Annotated in this window: 9 protein-coding genes and 1 pseudogene; 6 read left to right on the top strand and 4 right to left on the bottom strand. The window is 67.7% G+C overall.

All coding sequences use genetic code 11. The features are described 5' to 3' along the window. Nucleotides 1-84: 84 nt before the first annotated feature. Nucleotides 85-4,170 (top strand): ATP-binding protein, encoded by a 4,086-nt coding sequence (locus Q5H94_RS09225; protein WP_304560968.1) that lies wholly within the window; start codon nt 85-87, stop codon nt 4,168-4,170. A 23-nt stretch (nt 4,171-4,193) separates the two neighbouring features. On the opposite strand, the gene Q5H94_RS09220 is transcribed toward Q5H94_RS09225, so the two are convergent. Beyond that, entirely contained in the window at nt 4,194-5,249 is a 1,056-nt protein-coding gene (locus Q5H94_RS09220; RefSeq protein WP_304560967.1) for an NAD(P)-dependent alcohol dehydrogenase, read from the bottom strand. 197 nt (nt 5,250-5,446) lie between these two features. Here Q5H94_RS09220 and Q5H94_RS09215 point away from each other — a divergent pair, with 197 nt between their 5' ends. The 4 genes from Q5H94_RS09215 to Q5H94_RS09200 all read left to right on the top strand — a co-directional run bounded on the left by Q5H94_RS09215 (nt 5,447) and on the right by Q5H94_RS09200 (nt 9,437). Beyond that, entirely contained in the window at nt 5,447-6,802 is a 1,356-nt protein-coding gene (locus tag Q5H94_RS09215) for an FAD/NAD(P)-binding protein (protein ID WP_304560966.1), read from the top strand. 267 nt (nt 6,803-7,069) lie between these two features. Continuing rightward, nucleotides 7,070-7,993, top strand: coding sequence for a serine O-acetyltransferase EpsC (gene epsC, locus Q5H94_RS09210; RefSeq protein WP_304560965.1), 924 nt, complete (start codon nt 7,070-7,072; stop codon nt 7,991-7,993). After that, nucleotides 7,990-8,757: a gamma-glutamyl-gamma-aminobutyrate hydrolase family protein gene (locus Q5H94_RS09205; protein ID WP_304560964.1), complete on the top strand. Its 768-nt coding sequence runs from the start codon at nt 7,990-7,992 to the stop codon at nt 8,755-8,757. The genes epsC and Q5H94_RS09205 overlap by 4 nt, the downstream gene beginning before the upstream one ends. A gap of 137 nt (nt 8,758-8,894) precedes the next feature. After that, on the top strand, nt 8,895-9,437 hold the full coding sequence (locus tag Q5H94_RS09200) for an alpha/beta hydrolase (protein WP_304560963.1): 543 nt from the start codon (nt 8,895-8,897) through the stop codon (nt 9,435-9,437). Nucleotides 9,438-9,641: 204 nt separating this feature from the next. On the opposite strand, the gene Q5H94_RS09195 is transcribed toward Q5H94_RS09200, so the two are convergent. Both Q5H94_RS09195 and Q5H94_RS09190 read right to left on the bottom strand, forming a co-directional pair. Next, on the bottom strand, nt 9,642-10,397 hold the full coding sequence (locus tag Q5H94_RS09195; RefSeq protein ID WP_304560962.1) for an acyl-CoA thioesterase: 756 nt from the start codon (nt 10,395-10,397) through the stop codon (nt 9,642-9,644). Between the two features lie 12 nt (nt 10,398-10,409). Continuing rightward, nucleotides 10,410-11,822: an MFS transporter gene (locus Q5H94_RS09190; protein WP_304560961.1), complete on the bottom strand. Its 1,413-nt coding sequence runs from the start codon at nt 11,820-11,822 to the stop codon at nt 10,410-10,412. Between the two features lie 92 nt (nt 11,823-11,914). Between Q5H94_RS09190 and Q5H94_RS09185 the strand changes: the two genes are divergently transcribed. Then, complete coding sequence (locus tag Q5H94_RS09185; RefSeq protein WP_304560960.1) at nt 11,915-12,844, top strand: LysR family transcriptional regulator; 930 nt, start codon at nt 11,915-11,917, stop codon at nt 12,842-12,844. Here Q5H94_RS09185 and Q5H94_RS09180 read toward each other — a convergent pair. Beyond that, nucleotides 12,841-13,925 (bottom strand): annotated as a pseudogene (locus Q5H94_RS09180) (carbohydrate porin). The gene Q5H94_RS09185 and the pseudogene Q5H94_RS09180 sit on opposite strands and share 4 nt — an antisense overlap. Nucleotides 13,926-13,989 lie beyond the last annotated feature (64 nt).

Below are 13,989 nucleotides of genomic sequence, written 5' to 3'. Positions count from 1 at the left end.
AAGCATAAGCCTGATGACCTTAAGGCACGCGCGTTTCGAAAGCCGTAACGGTCCAGTATCGTCTGGAACCAGTTGCATTGCAGCATGAAGTCGCAACCGGTCTTGTCGCCTGAAGGCGCGAACTTCCTGACCGGCGACGGCGAGATGACCCGACTTATCCGCACCAAGGATTGGTCGCAGACCCCGCTCGGCGGGATCGAGGACTGGCCGCAGAGCCTGCGTACCACCGTTAGTCTTTGCCTGGCCTCCAATTTCCCGATCAACATCATCTGGGGCCCTTCAAGCGTCCAGATCTACAACGACGGCTATCGCGTGGTGTGCGGCGATGCGCATCCGATCGCTCTCGGTCAGGATTACCGCGTCACTTGGGAAAGCGCCTGGCCGGCGATCGGCTTGCCGTACGAACGCGCGAAGGCCGGCGAGACGAGCTTCCTCGAAAACGAGCGCATGTTCCTGACGCGCAACGGTTATCTGGAGGAGACCTTCTTCACCTTCTCGCTCTCGCCGATCCGCGACGAGCTTGGCGAGATTGGCGGGTTGTTCCACCCCGTCACCGAAACGACGGCGACGATGCTGGCGGAACGCCGCACGCGCGCGTTGCGCGATCTCACCGCCAGCCTCACCGATGTCGCCGATCTGCAGGAGATGGCGGATGTGGCGACGGCGACGCTCAGCCGCTTCGAATACGACTTGCCGTTCGTGCTGTTCTACACGCTCGACGAGGATGCGGGCATCTACCGCTTGGCCAGCAATTGCGGTGTCGCGCGGGGCACCGATATCAGCCCGGTCGAATTCGATCCTGTCCTGCTTGGTCCCTGGCGGGGTGACGGCCCTGCCGATGCACCGCGCCTGATCGCACGCGACGGCTTCGCACCCCGGCTCGCGGACGACCCCTGCGGGCCCTACGAAGAAGCGCCGGATCGCGGCTTCATGCTGTTCGTCTCTGTGCCGGGGGTGGATATGCCGCCAGCGGTGGTGGTGCTTGGCGTGTCGGCGCGGCTGCCGCTCGACGATACCTATCGCGGTTTTTACGAACTGATCGCTGCGGCCCTGTCGGCGGCACTCGCGACCATCCGTGCGCGTCAGGACGAACGGCGGCGTGCCGCGGCCTTGGCGGAAATCGACCGCGCCAAGACTGTGTTCTTTTCCAACGTCAGCCACGAATTTCGCACACCGCTCACGCTGATGCTCGGCCCGCTCGAGGACGCGCTCGCAGAGGACGCGTTGCCGCCGCGGCAGGCAGAGCGTCTCGATCTTGCGCATCGCAACGCGCAGCGGCTGCTGCGGCTGGTCAATGCCCTGCTTGATTTCGCGCGGATCGAGGCCGGCCGGATCGAGGCGCGCTTCGAGCCTATCGATCTCGGCGCCTTTACCGCAAATCTCGCCTCGAATTTTCGCTCTGCATGTGAACGCGCGGGGCTCGCGTTGCATATCGACGCGCCGTCGATGTCCGCGCCGACGTTCGTCGATCGCGATATGTGGGAGAAGATCGTCCTCAACCTGCTGTCGAACGCCTTCAAGTTTACGCTCGCGGGCGAGATTGCGGTGACGGTGCGCGATACCGGGGACGGCATCGAGCTGGCCGTGCGCGACAGCGGCGTGGGCATCAACCCGGCTGAACTGCCGAGAGTGTTCGAACGCTTCCACCGCGTCGAGGGACAGAATGGCCGCACCCATGAAGGCACCGGCATCGGCCTGTCTATGGTGCAGGAACTGGTCGGCCTGCACGGTGGCGCGATCGCCGCGGAGAGCGAGGAGGGCGTCGGCACCACCTTCCGGGTTTGGCTGCCGGCCGGATCGGTACACGTCCCGCAGGACGCGATCGTGCGCGCCGAAGTCGCCGCGCCCGAGGCAAAGCAGGCCCGCGCCTTTGTCGAGGAGGCGCTGCGTTGGCTGCCCGATCAGGGCGCAACGCCTGATCACACCGTCATTCCCACGGTCAGTCCGCTCGCGCTGGCAGGCGATGCTTCGCGCATCGTCCTTGCCGACGACAATGCCGACATGCGCGATTACGTTCGCCAGATTCTGCAGGAGGGCGGCTATGAGGTCGATGCGTTCACGAACGGCGCAGACGCTCTCCAGGCCGCGCGACACGGGCGCATCCCCGACCTGATCCTCACCGACGTGATGATGCCGGTGATGAACGGCTTCGAACTGCTGTCCGAGTTGCGCGCAGATCCCGAGTTGGAGGATCTCGTCGTGATCCTGCTTTCCGCCCGCGCCGGGGCAGAGGCGCGGGTCGAGGGGTTGGCGGCGGGTGCGGACGATTATCTGGTCAAGCCGTTCAGCGCCCGCGAACTGCGCGCGCGCGTCGATGGCGCCGTGCGGTTGGGGCGGCAGCGGCGCGAATCGGCGCGGCGCGAGACGATGCTGCGCGATGCCGTCGCTCGCGCCGATCTGCAGCGCGCCGAGCAGCAGCGCGATCACGCCGTCGAACTGAGCAAGAAGCTGGACGCGCGTGTCGCCGAACGGACCCTGCGCCTGCACGAGAGCAACGAGCGGCTTAAGCTCCTTGAGGAGATCACCCGCGCGATCGGGCAGCGGCAGGACGTCGATAGCATCTTCGAGATCGTCGTGCGCAAGCTGGAGGAGCGGCTGCCCGCAGATTTCGTCAGCATCTTCCGTTACGACAGCGTCGCACAATCGCTGACCGTCGCGCGCGTCGGGTCGCGCAGCGCGACGCTGGCGGGCGAGCTCGGGCTGACCGCGGGCACGCCGGTCAATATCGATCAGGACGGTCTTGCGCACAGCGTCGCCGGCGCTTTGGTCTATGAGCCCGACACCGCCGACGTCCAGTTCGCCTTCCCTGCAAGGCTCGCGGCGCGGGGCTTGCGGTCGCTGGTGGTGGCACCGCTCAGCTTCGAGCGCGCGGTGTTCGGCGTACTGGTGGTGGCGCGCCACAAGGCGCATGATTTCGTCTCCGCCGATTCCGAATTCCTGCGCCAGCTCGGCGAACACGCGGCGCTTGCAGCGGACCAGGCGGAGCTGCACGACAGTCTGCAGCGCGCCGTCGATCATCTCCGCCAGTCGCAGCAATCTGCGGTCGAGCAGGAGCGGCTGCGCGCGATCGGCCAGATGGCGAGCGGCATTGCCCACGACATCAACAATGCGATCTCTCCGGTCGCGATCTACACCCAGTCGCTGCTGGAGCGGAACCTCGACCTGAGCTCCGAGCTGCGTGGATACCTCCAGATCGTCGGCCGCGTGGTGGAGGATATCGCCGCCACGGTCGCGCGGCTGCGCGATTTCTACCGGCCCGAGGATGCGGCGGCCGACCCAGAACCGGTCGACCTTAACGAACTGGTGCCGCAGGTCGTCGAGCTGACCCGCGCGCGCTGGAGCGACATGCCGCAGCAGCGCGGTCTGATGATCAAGGTCGCGACCAGCCTGGAGACCGATCTGCCGCACGTCATGGGCAGTGCCGCGGCCTTCCGTGAGGCGCTGACCAATCTGATCTTCAATGCGGTCGACGCGATGGGCGAGGGCGGCACGATCACCGTCCGCACGGCGAGCCTCAGTGCGGGCCCGTCGCGCGGAGCCCGCGTCCTGCTGGAGGTCGGCGATACCGGCCCCGGTATGGACGAGGAGACGCGCGCGCGCTGCCTCGAGCCGTTCTTCACCACCAAGGGCGAGCGCGGCACCGGCCTCGGCCTCGCGATGGTGCAGGCCACCGCGCAGCGCCACGGCGCGGTGCTCGACATCGACAGCGCACTGGGCGAGGGTACGCGCGTTCGACTGGAATTCGTCGCCGCCCCGGTCGTGCGCACCACCAAATCGCCCACGCTCAGCGCCGATGCCGAACGGCCGCTCCGGCTGCTGATCGTCGACGACGACCGTGCGGTGCTGACCTCGACCGCGTTCGTGCTGGAGCTGTCGGGCCACGCCATTACGCCCGCCGAGGGCGGGCAGGCGGGGCTCGACGCGCTGCAGGCCGCGCATAGTGCGGGCGAGCGCTTCGACGCCGTCGTCACCGATCTCGGCATGCCGTATGTGGACGGCAATCAGGTCGCGACGCGCGTGAAGGCGCTGTTCCCGGATACCGCCGTCATCCTCCTGACCGGCTGGGGCCAGCGCATGTCGGCGGAACCCGACGGCAAGACGATCTTCGACTATCAGCTTTCCAAGCCCGTCGATCTCGACGAGCTTCGCGGCGTGCTGGCGGACATCTAGCCGATCCCCGCCAGCACGGCCGATCAGGCGGCGGGGATCGTCGCGTTGTCGATGACGAAGCGGTAGCGCACGTCGCTCTTCAGCATACGATCGTAGGCTTCGTCGATCTGCGGCATCGCGATCATCTCGATGTCGGAGACGATGCCCTTCTCGGCACAGAAATCGAGCATCTCCTGCGTTTCGGGAAGGCCGCCGATCAGCGACCCGCCGATCGTCTTGCGCTGGAAAATGAGCGCGCCGACGTTGGGCGAGGGGTGGGGATGCTCCGGCACGCCGAGCAGGACGAGCGCGCCGTCGCGCTTCAGCAACGCCGTGTAAGCGTCCAGATTGTGGCTCGCCGCGACGGTATCGAGGATCAGGTCGAACGTACCGATGTGCTTCGCCATCTCGTCCTCGTCGCGCGAGACGATCACCTCATCGGCGCCGAGATCGAGCGCATCCTGCTTCTTCGCGGGCGTCGAGGTGAAGGCTGCCGTATGCGCGCCGAGCGCGTGGCTGAGCTTGATCGCCATATGCCCGAGCCCGCCGATGCCGACGACGCCGACCTTCTTGCCCGGCCCCGCGGCCCAGTGCTTGAGCGGGGAATAAGTGGTGATGCCCGCGCACAGCAGCGGCGCGACGGCCGCGAGCTGATCGGTGGCGTGATTGATCTTGAGGACGAAATGCTCCTGCACGACGATATGCTGCGAATAGCCGCCGAGCGTGTGGCCCGGCGCATCCTTCGTCACGCTGTCATAGGTGAGGGTGAAGCCGTTCTCGCAGTAATTCTCCAGCCCTTCCTTGCACGATGCGCAGTGGCCGCAGCTGTTGACGAGGCAGCCCACGCCGACCGTGTCGCCGACCGCGAAGCGATCGACCTCACTGCCGACCGCCGTCACCGTGCCGACGATCTCGTGGCCGGGCACGCAGGGATATTTCGCTTCGCCCCATTCGGCGCGGGCGGTGTGGAGGTCCGAATGGCAGACGCCGCAGAACTGGATGTCGATCGACACGTCCTTCGGGCCGGGTTCGCGACGTTCGATGGCGAGGGGTTCGAGCGGCTTGTCGCCCGCGTGCGTGCCGTATGCGTTGGTGATCATGGGGAGGGGTCTCCGGCTGGTGTTGCGATTGCGCAGATGGCGTTGCGTGCCCGCAACGATAAGGGCGTGGAAATGGCATGGAGTGATGAAGCGGCTTCATGAATGGTATCGACCCGGTGACTGTTCGGGGCGGGCGGCGGTTGGTAGAGCGATCCACTGATTGCGGTGCGATTCGTCGGGAAACTACAAAGGGCGGCATGTCGGACAGGATCGTGATCGTCGGGGCGGGGTTTTCGGGGACACTGCTCGCCATCAACATGCTGCGGTCGGACGGGCCACCGATCACGCTGATCGAACGCGAGCCGTTCGCGGGCACCGGCCTCGCCTATGGCGCGGCGCACCCTTCGCATCTGCTCAACGTGCGCGCCGCCAACATGAGCGCCTTCCATGACGAGCCCGGTCATTTCCGTGAATGGGTGGCGGGGCAGGACCTTGATCTCGGTCCCAACCCGTTCGTGCCGCGCCTGACCTACGGGCGCTATCTGCGCGATCTGCTGGCGGCGGCCGTCGCGGGATCGGCGGGGCGGCTGACGCTGGCGCAGGGCGAGGCGGTGCGGATCGCGCGGACGGCGGGCGGCGCGCGTGTCGATCTGGCGGACGGTAGCAGCCTCGAGGCGGGGACCGCCGTGCTGTCGGTCGGCAACCTGCCGCCGCACGCGCCGCCCGGCATCGATGAAAGCGTGCTGCAGCGATCGGCCTATGCCGGCGATCCGTGGGCGGCGGATGCGCTCGAAGGGCTGGGCGACGATGCGACGGTGCTGGCGCTCGGCACCGGGCTGACGATGGTCGACGTGGCGCTGGCGCTGCGGGCGCGCGGCTTCGGCGGGCGGATCGTCGCGATGTCGCGGCGCGGGCTGCTGCCGCATGCGCACGCCGATGCGCCGCCCGCGCCCGACAAGCTCAACGAGAAGCCGCGCGAGACCGGTGCCGCGCTCGTCCGCCGCATCCGCAAGCGTGCCGCCGCGATCGGCTGGCGCGCGGCGATCGACGAACTGCGCCCCTTCACGCAGGACATGTGGCGCGGCGCGGGCGACCGGGGCCGCGCGCGCTTCCTGCAACATGCGCGGCCGTGGTGGGATATCCACCGCCACCGCCTCGCGCCCGATGTCGCGGCGATCATCGCCGAGATGCGGGGCAGCGGCGCGCTGCAGCCGCGCGCGGGCAAGACGATTTCCGTCGAGGCTGTGCCGGAGGGTGCGGCGGTAACGTGGCGGTCGCGCGGCAGCGACACGCCCGAGGTGCTGGTCGCGACGCGCATCATCAATTGCACAGGGCCGCAGGGCGATCTGCTGCGCGCGGACGAGCCTTTGCTGCGCTCGCTGGTGGCGGAGGGCGCGATCCGGCCCGATCCCTTGCGGATCGGCATCGACGTCGACCTGCAGAGCCGCACCATCGCCGCCGATGGGACTGCCAACGACTGGCTCTACGCGCTCGGCCCGATGACGCGCGGCGCCTTCTGGGAGATCGTCGCGGTGCCCGATATCCGCGTGCAATCCTGGTCGATCGCGCGGCGGCTCACCAACAGCCAATGGGTCGGCGGCGAGGGCCTGTAGGGTCGGAAAGTCACACTAAGGTCACACTGATCGGCACCTTTTCGCGCGGGCCTTTGTTGGGATTAAGGGCGAGCGAACCGGCGACTGGAAAGAGCGACGGCGACTGTCGCAGATCGGCGGCGTGTAGGACAGCCCGGTTTTGTTCGTCACCCCGGCACGAAACCGGGGTGACGACTGAGTGGGTCCGCGCGGCCGAAAAGCAAAACTTGGCGCACGCCAACATCTCCGTGCGTTGCTAATCCCATCAAGTCGATAGAGATTGCGGCGATGTTCGTAGCCGCCGCCATTTCCGCCCTGCGCGAGGCCCGCACGGCGCAGCGCGCCAGCGCCGGTGCGCGCGACGTCACGCATTTCCCGAGCGTGCCGCAGATCGAGGTGGCCATCGCGCATCTTTCGGCCGCGCTCTATCCGCGCCGGCTGGGCGACTTCGCCGGGCTCGACGATACGGAGGATCAGTTCGTCGGCGACCGGCTCGTGCAGGCGCTCGACCTGCTGCGCGGCGAGATCGAGCGCGAGTTCGCCTATTGGCAGGTCGAATCGCGGAGCCGTTTCGATCCCGATCAGGCCGACACCGTCATCCGCCTGTTCACCGCGACGCTCGGCGGCATCCGCACCAGCATCGATGCGGATATCGAAGCGGCGTTCCTCGGCGATCCCGCAGCGCGCAGCCTCGACGAGATCCTCGTCTGCTATCCCGGCGCGATCGCGGTGCGCTATCACCGTATCGCGCACGAGCTGCACCAGCTCGGCGTGCCGATCGTCGCGCGCATCATCTCGGAACTCGCCAACAGCCGCACCGGCATCGACATCCATCCCGGCGCGAGCATCGGGCCCGGCTTCTTCATCGATCACGGCACCGGCGTCGTCATCGGCGAGACCTCGATCATCGGCGCGCGGGTGAAGCTCTACCAGCATGTCACGCTCGGCGCGCGCAGTCCGCTCGGCCTCACCACGGTCGGCCCGCGCGAACGCTATGCGCGCCACCCGATCATCGAGGACGACGTGATCGTCTATGCCGGGGCGACGATTCTGGGCCGCGTGACGATCGGCGCGGGATCGACGATCGGCGGCAACGTCTGGCTGCTCGACGACGTGCCGCCCGGCAGCATCGTCGCGCAGCCCGAGGCGAGCGTGGTCGACGGTGTACCAGGCGAGGATCTGCGCGCGACGTTGCTGGGGCGCGCCGCGTGAGCCGTTTTACGAACGCCTTCCCGATCGACCGGAGCTGCGCGCGCCGCCCGGTGATCGGCGTGTTGTGCTGCAATGAGTTCGCGCAGCGCCCGATACAGGCGGTGGCGACGCGCTTCGTGCGGCCGCTGTCGGATCATGCCGGGGCGGCGGTGGTGCTGGTGCCGGCGGTGACCGATGCCTGCGATGCGCTCGCGCTGGTCGACCGGCTCGACGGATTGCTGCTGACGGGATCGCGCTCGAACGTCGCCGCATCGCGCTACGGGGCCGTGGATGCGGACGGCCCGGCCGACGAGCAACGCGACGAAGTGGCGTTGCGGCTCGCCGCGCACATGATCGAGGGTGGCCGGCCGGTATTCGGCATCTGTCGGGGGCTCCAAGAGCTCAACGTGCTGTTCGGGGGCACGCTGACCACCGACCTGCACGATGCGCATCACAACGGCGCCGAGGACAGCGCGTACGACCGCCAGTTCGAGCATCGGCACGAGATCGAGCTGCTGGGCGGTCTGCTCGGCAGCGGGCGCGAGACGGTCAATTCGGTCCATCACCAGGGCATCGGCCGACTCGGCGCGGACCTTAACGTCGAGGCGACGGCGCCCGACGGTCTGGTCGAGGCGTTCTCCGCGCGGCCGTGCGGGGCCGATGTGCTGGCGGTGCAATGGCACCCCGAATGGGCGCTCGACGGCACGGCCAAGTCCTCGGCAAGCCACGCTTTCTTCGCCCGGATCGGTGCCGCGCTGAGTGAACGCGCGGTGAAGCTGCCATGATTTCCGGCGCAAGCGGCGCGCGCTTCGGCGCAAGGCTATTGTCTACGACATTCCTAGGAATAGCCTCGTTGCAAAGAGGTGGAGTCGCGGCATCGCGCACCATCCGGGACGACGCATTCCATTCTTCGGAGGTCGCGATGTCTGAGTTCGTGGAGAATCGCTGGAACGACGGTCCGTTCCTGTTCGTGTCGGTCGCCGATACGGAAACCGAACCCGCCGTCCGCCCGCAGCAGAACGTGACCAACCTCAAGCTAGACATGGGCCAGCGCCATCATCGCGGCTTCTGGGCGATGCAGCTCGACGAGGCGGCGCAACACGCTTCCGAGCCGCAGGTGATCGTCGCGCATGGCCTCGCGTGTCTCGCCGTCGTGCGCTGGGCACAGCTTTCGCCGCGCAGCTATTTCGCGAATGTCGCCGGCGCGGTGCTGCTGTCGCCGCTGTCCTTCACGCCCGGCCAGTCGGCGCAGGCGCAGGCGCTGCTGCCAAGCCCGGCGATGTCGCTGCCTTTCCCGTCGATCGTGGTGGAGCGCCGCGCCGACATCATGATCGCGCGCGTGCTCGATCTGGTCGATACGTGGAAGAGCCGTTTCGTCGAGGCGGATGCGTTCGCGGGCTGGCCTGCCGTCGCGCCGTCGCCGATCGTCGCCGAGCGCGCGATCGCGGAGCTGAACGCCCTCTGAGGCGAGCGGCTTTCCGGCATTTTGATTCTTGAGATTCCTGGGGAACTGCGGGACGGCCGTAGGAACCGTCCCGCAGTTCGGGGAAGGCCGGGCGCACAGGGGAGACGCCGGGCCTGCCAGCGCGTGTCGGGGGTGAACCGCGCTGACATCCTTTGACTAGGCGCGCTTTGTAACGGCGGAATGTCCGTTCTTTGCCGTTGTGTGTCAGCGCACGACCGGCGTCGGGCGGCCGTCGCCGTCGACCGCGACCATCGTGAACATAGAGGAGGCGGCTCTGCGGCGGTCGCCGTCGAGGAGGTGTTCGGCGACGAGATCGACCGAGACCTGCACCGAGCTGCGCCCGGTATGGACGACGCGCGCGGCGAGCTCGACCATCTCGCCCTCGCGGATCGGCGAGGTGAAATCGACCCGGTCGGACGCCGCCATCACCATCACCGCGCGGGCGTGGCGGGTGGCGGCGATGAAGGCGGCCTTCCCCATCAGCTTGAGCGCATCACCGCCGTAGAGCGTGCCGAAGTGATCGGTGTGTTGCGGAAAGACGATATCGACCATGCGCAGCGCGCCGTCTTCGGCGGGCGCCCGCGCAGGGGCGACCGGGGGCAGGGGCAGGCGGGTGTCGGGGCCCTTCACCGCCACCATCGCGAAGATGCCGCGCGTAAGCAGCCGGCGGTCGCCGCTGACGGGCTCCTCGGCGATCAGCTCGACCTCGACGTCGAGCGAGCTGGTGCCCACGCGCACGATGCGGCCCGACGCCTCGACGATGTCGCCGACGCGGCCGGGGGCGGAGAAATCGATCTTCTGCGTCGATGCGGTGACGAAGGGCGCGCGGCCGTGGAGCGTGGCGGCGAGGAAGGCGATCTTATCCATATGCGCCAGCGCCACGCCGCCGAACAAAGTGCCGTGGTGATTGACGTCACCGGGGAAGATCATCTCGATCAGGCGGACTGGGGTGTCGGTCATGGATGTTCGTTATCATTTCGGCGCGCGCGGCGACGGATCTTTTATCAGGTGTCCGCCGGCCTGCTTGTCGAGGCCGAGGCTGTCCAGGATTCCCGCCAGCGCGATTATACCGAGCAGGACGAACGCCCATTGGAAGGCGGCCGCCGTGTCCCCGGCGAACACCTGGCCGATCCGCAGCGTCGAGGCGCCGATGGCGATGCCGAGCCCGAGCGTCACCTGCATGACGGTGCTGAACAGGGTGTTGGCGTCCGTCATCTGGTCCTCGGGGACGTCGGCGAAGGCGATGGTGTTGATCGCGGTGAACTGGATCGAGCGACACACGCCGCCCGCGAACAGGATGAGGAGCACGAGCGGCACCGGGGTCTGCGCCGTCAGCAGGCCGCACGCGCCGAGCGCGAGCGCGTTCGCGATGCCGTTCGCGATCAGGACGCGGCGGAAGCCCCAGGTGCGCAGGATCGCGGTGGTGGCGGGCTTGATCGAGAGATTGCCGGCGAACACCGCCATCATCATCAGCCCGGCGTGAAACGGATCGTACCCGAATGCGGATTGCAGCATCAGCGGCAGGACGAAGGGCACCGCGCCGATCGCGACGCGGAACAGCGACCCGCCCCAGATCGATACCGCAAAGGTGGGCACGCCGAGGCACCGAAGGTTGAGCAACGGCCGATCGGCGCGCGAGAGATGTCGCGCCGCCAGCGCCAGCAGCGCCGCGCCGGCAACGGCCCAGGCGGCTTTCAACGGCCAGGCGACATCGCGCTGGTTGAGCGTGTCGAGCGCGATGACGGCGCAAGCGATTCCCCCACCCGCGAGCAGAAACCCGAGCCAGTCGAACGCCTTGCCCGGCCTGGGCGCGGTATGCGGGATCAGGCGGGAGGCGGCCGCGAGTGCCAGCAGGCCGAGCGGCAGGTTGAGATAGAAGATCCAGCGCCACGATGCGTGTGCGACGATGAAGCCGCCGACCGGTGGCCCGAGAATGGGGGCGACCAGCGCGGGCCAGGTGAGTGTCGCGATGGCGGCGATCAACCCCTCCTTTGGCGTCGTGCGCAGCACGATCAGCCGGCCGACCGGCACCATCATCGCGCCGCCGATCCCCTGCAGCACGCGCGCCGCCACGAACAGGTCGAGCCGGCTGACGATACCGCACAGCATCGATGCGACGGTGAACAACGCGATCGCGCCGACGAACACGCGGCGCGCGCCGGCCCGCTCCGCCAGCCAGCCGCTGGCCGGGATGAACACACCGAGGGTGAGGAGATAGGCGCTCATGCCGATGCTCAACTGATCGGTGGCGACGCCGAAGGCGCGGGACATGGCGGGGACGGCGGTGGTGATGATCGTGCCGTCGAGATTTTCCATGAAGAACGTCGCCGCCACGAGCAGCGCGATCGCGCGGCGGCCAGGTTGCCCGTTCGTGTCCTGCTGCATCATTATGTCTCGTTAGCGCATTTTGCCGGGTTATATTCTTTCCAACGTGGCGATAGTACGTTGCCGGGGCGGGCACTGCGGCGGAGGCGACGATGCGGATCGAGCGGATCGAGGATCTTCGCGTGTTCGACGCGATCGCGCGCGCGGGCAATCTGTCGGCCGCCGCGCGGCAGCTCGACGTCGCGCTGACGCTGATCTCCAAGCGGCTCAACCGGCTGGAAAAGACGCTCGGCATCCGCCTGATCCATCGCACCACGCGGCAGCTCTATCTGACGGAGGAGGGGCTCGAGTTTCTCGATCGCTGCCGTGCGGTGCTGGAGGCGGTCGACGCCGCCGAGGATGTCGGCGCGGACCGGACCCAGAACGGCGTCGTGCGCGTCACCGCCGCCGTCGCCTTCACTCAGCGCCAGATCGCGCCGCGCCTGCACCGCTTCATCAAGGCGCATCCGGGCATTTCGGTGCAGGTGTTGTCGAACAACCGCCTCGTCGATCTGGTCGAGCAGCGTGTCGATGCCGCGTTCCGGCAGGCACCGCTCGACAACGGCAGTTTCGTGACGCGCACGATCGCGCCCGATGGCGAGATCCTGTGCGCGTCGCCCGCCTATCTGGCGGAGTGCGGCGAACCTGCGCATCCGGGCGAGCTGATCGATCACCGCTGCCTGACGACGGGCGACCCCGCGCCGACAAGCTGGGCATTGCAGCGCCGCGGCGAGCAGATCCATGCGCCGGTGCGCTCCGTCCTTGGCAGCACCGATGGTGAGCTGCCGCATATCGCCGCGCTGAACGGCGCGGGCATCGTCGTGAAATCCTGCTGGGACGCGATCGACGATATCCGCAGCGGACGGTTGGTGCGCGTGCTGCCCGAATGGTGGGGCCGGTCGCGCTCGCTGCGGGTGATGCAGCCGGTGCGCCAGCATCAGCCCCGGCGCGTGCAATTGTTCATCCAGTTCATGGAGGCCGAGCTGAAGGAAGCGGTCGCCGCCAATCGCGACCTCGATCTCTTCCCGACCACCAACGCCTAGAAGGTGATCGCGCTCTTCAGGCCGAGCACGACGATATCCGGCGCCTTCGCATAGCCACCGGGCGCGATGACATATTGGACGTTGGGGCGGAACACGAGCCAGCGCGCGGCGTGGAAGCTGTAGTAGATTTCGCTCGAATATTCCGAATCGGGCTGTTCGCTGCCGGGCGTCGCCAGCGCCTCCGCCAGCGCGGCGCGGCCGTTGACGTGCGTGCGACCGATGCCGAAGCCCATGTCGTCGCCCAGACGTGCCTTTAGCGGCCCGGCGAACACCAGCCACAGCGCGAGCTGATTGTCGGTGCGCGTCGTGCGCCGGTCGGTCTGCGTAAAGTTGAGGAACATGCTGAGGCCGTGAGTCGTACGCGGGCCGCTCACGGGATCATCGACATAGCTGCCCGTAAGTTGTTGCTGCAGAAGGATATAGCCGCCGTACCGGCCTCGCCGCTCTGCCGGAGAGGCGCCGGTCAGCGCGAAGGGGCGGCCATCCGCGCCGGTCAGCAGATCGGGTGCGGTCTCGGTATTGTACCAGAAGCCGATCCGGTAGGAGCCGGGCAGGCCGCGCGGCCCGAGGCGGGGCATCCAGCCGGCCTCGACCGGGACGGTTACGCCCTGGGCCCCGCTGTGATTGATGGCGACGTTGGTCTGCAGGTTGTTGGGATTGATTCGTAGACGCCGACCTGAAACGAGAAGCGCCCCGGCCGCACCCGCAACCGCCCGGCCCACTGGCTGATCGGGCCGTTGTACCAGTAATTGCCGACGAGATTGCCGACCGGATTGCCGCAGAAGGTGAGGTTCATGAAGTCGCACGGCAGGGTCGCGAAATCCTCGCCCATCGTCATGCGGCCGACCTTCAGATCGGTGCCGCCGCCCAGTTGCTGCTGATACCAGAGATCGGTGAGGCGATAGGTCTGGCCGCGCGCGTAGATTTCCTGCGCGGGCATCAATGTGCCGAGCCCGGCGCTGTTGATGAGCGCGGGCCCCTGCCGCTTGGTGCCGACGAACTGGAACGTGCCGCCCTCGAGGCCGAACAGCTTGTCGGTGTCGAGCGTCAGGCCGAGCGCGAAGCCGGAGACCTGCGTCACGGTGCGCCGCTGGCCGCCCGTCACGTTGCCCGCCACTTCGCTGAGCGCGCTGAAATTGAGATCG

It is taken from the genome of Sphingomonas immobilis, assembly GCF_030580995.1.
Taxonomy (GTDB): Bacteria; Pseudomonadota; Alphaproteobacteria; order Sphingomonadales; family Sphingomonadaceae; genus Sphingomonas; species Sphingomonas immobilis.
This window is presented reverse-complemented; position numbering and strand designations above follow the sequence as displayed.

Bases quoted from the DNA above. Each gene is read 5' to 3' on its own strand.
- Q5H94_RS09225 (WP_304560968.1), top strand. From the start codon at position 85: ATGAAGTCGCAACCGGTCTTGTCGCCTGAAGGCGCGAACTTCCTGACC.
- Q5H94_RS09220 (WP_304560967.1), bottom strand. From the start codon at position 5,249: ATGATCACCAACGCATACGGCACGCACGCGGGCGACAAGCCGCTCGAA.
- Q5H94_RS09215 (WP_304560966.1), top strand. From the start codon at position 5,447: ATGTCGGACAGGATCGTGATCGTCGGGGCGGGGTTTTCGGGGACACTG.
- epsC (WP_304560965.1), top strand. From the start codon at position 7,070: ATGTTCGTAGCCGCCGCCATTTCCGCCCTGCGCGAGGCCCGCACGGCG.
- Q5H94_RS09200 (WP_304560963.1), top strand. From the start codon at position 8,895: ATGTCTGAGTTCGTGGAGAATCGCTGGAACGACGGTCCGTTCCTGTTC.
- Q5H94_RS09195 (WP_304560962.1), bottom strand. From the start codon at position 10,397: ATGACCGACACCCCAGTCCGCCTGATCGAGATGATCTTCCCCGGTGAC.
- Q5H94_RS09190 (WP_304560961.1), bottom strand. From the start codon at position 11,822: ATGCAGCAGGACACGAACGGGCAACCTGGCCGCCGCGCGATCGCGCTG.
- Q5H94_RS09185 (WP_304560960.1), top strand. From the start codon at position 11,915: ATGCGGATCGAGCGGATCGAGGATCTTCGCGTGTTCGACGCGATCGCG.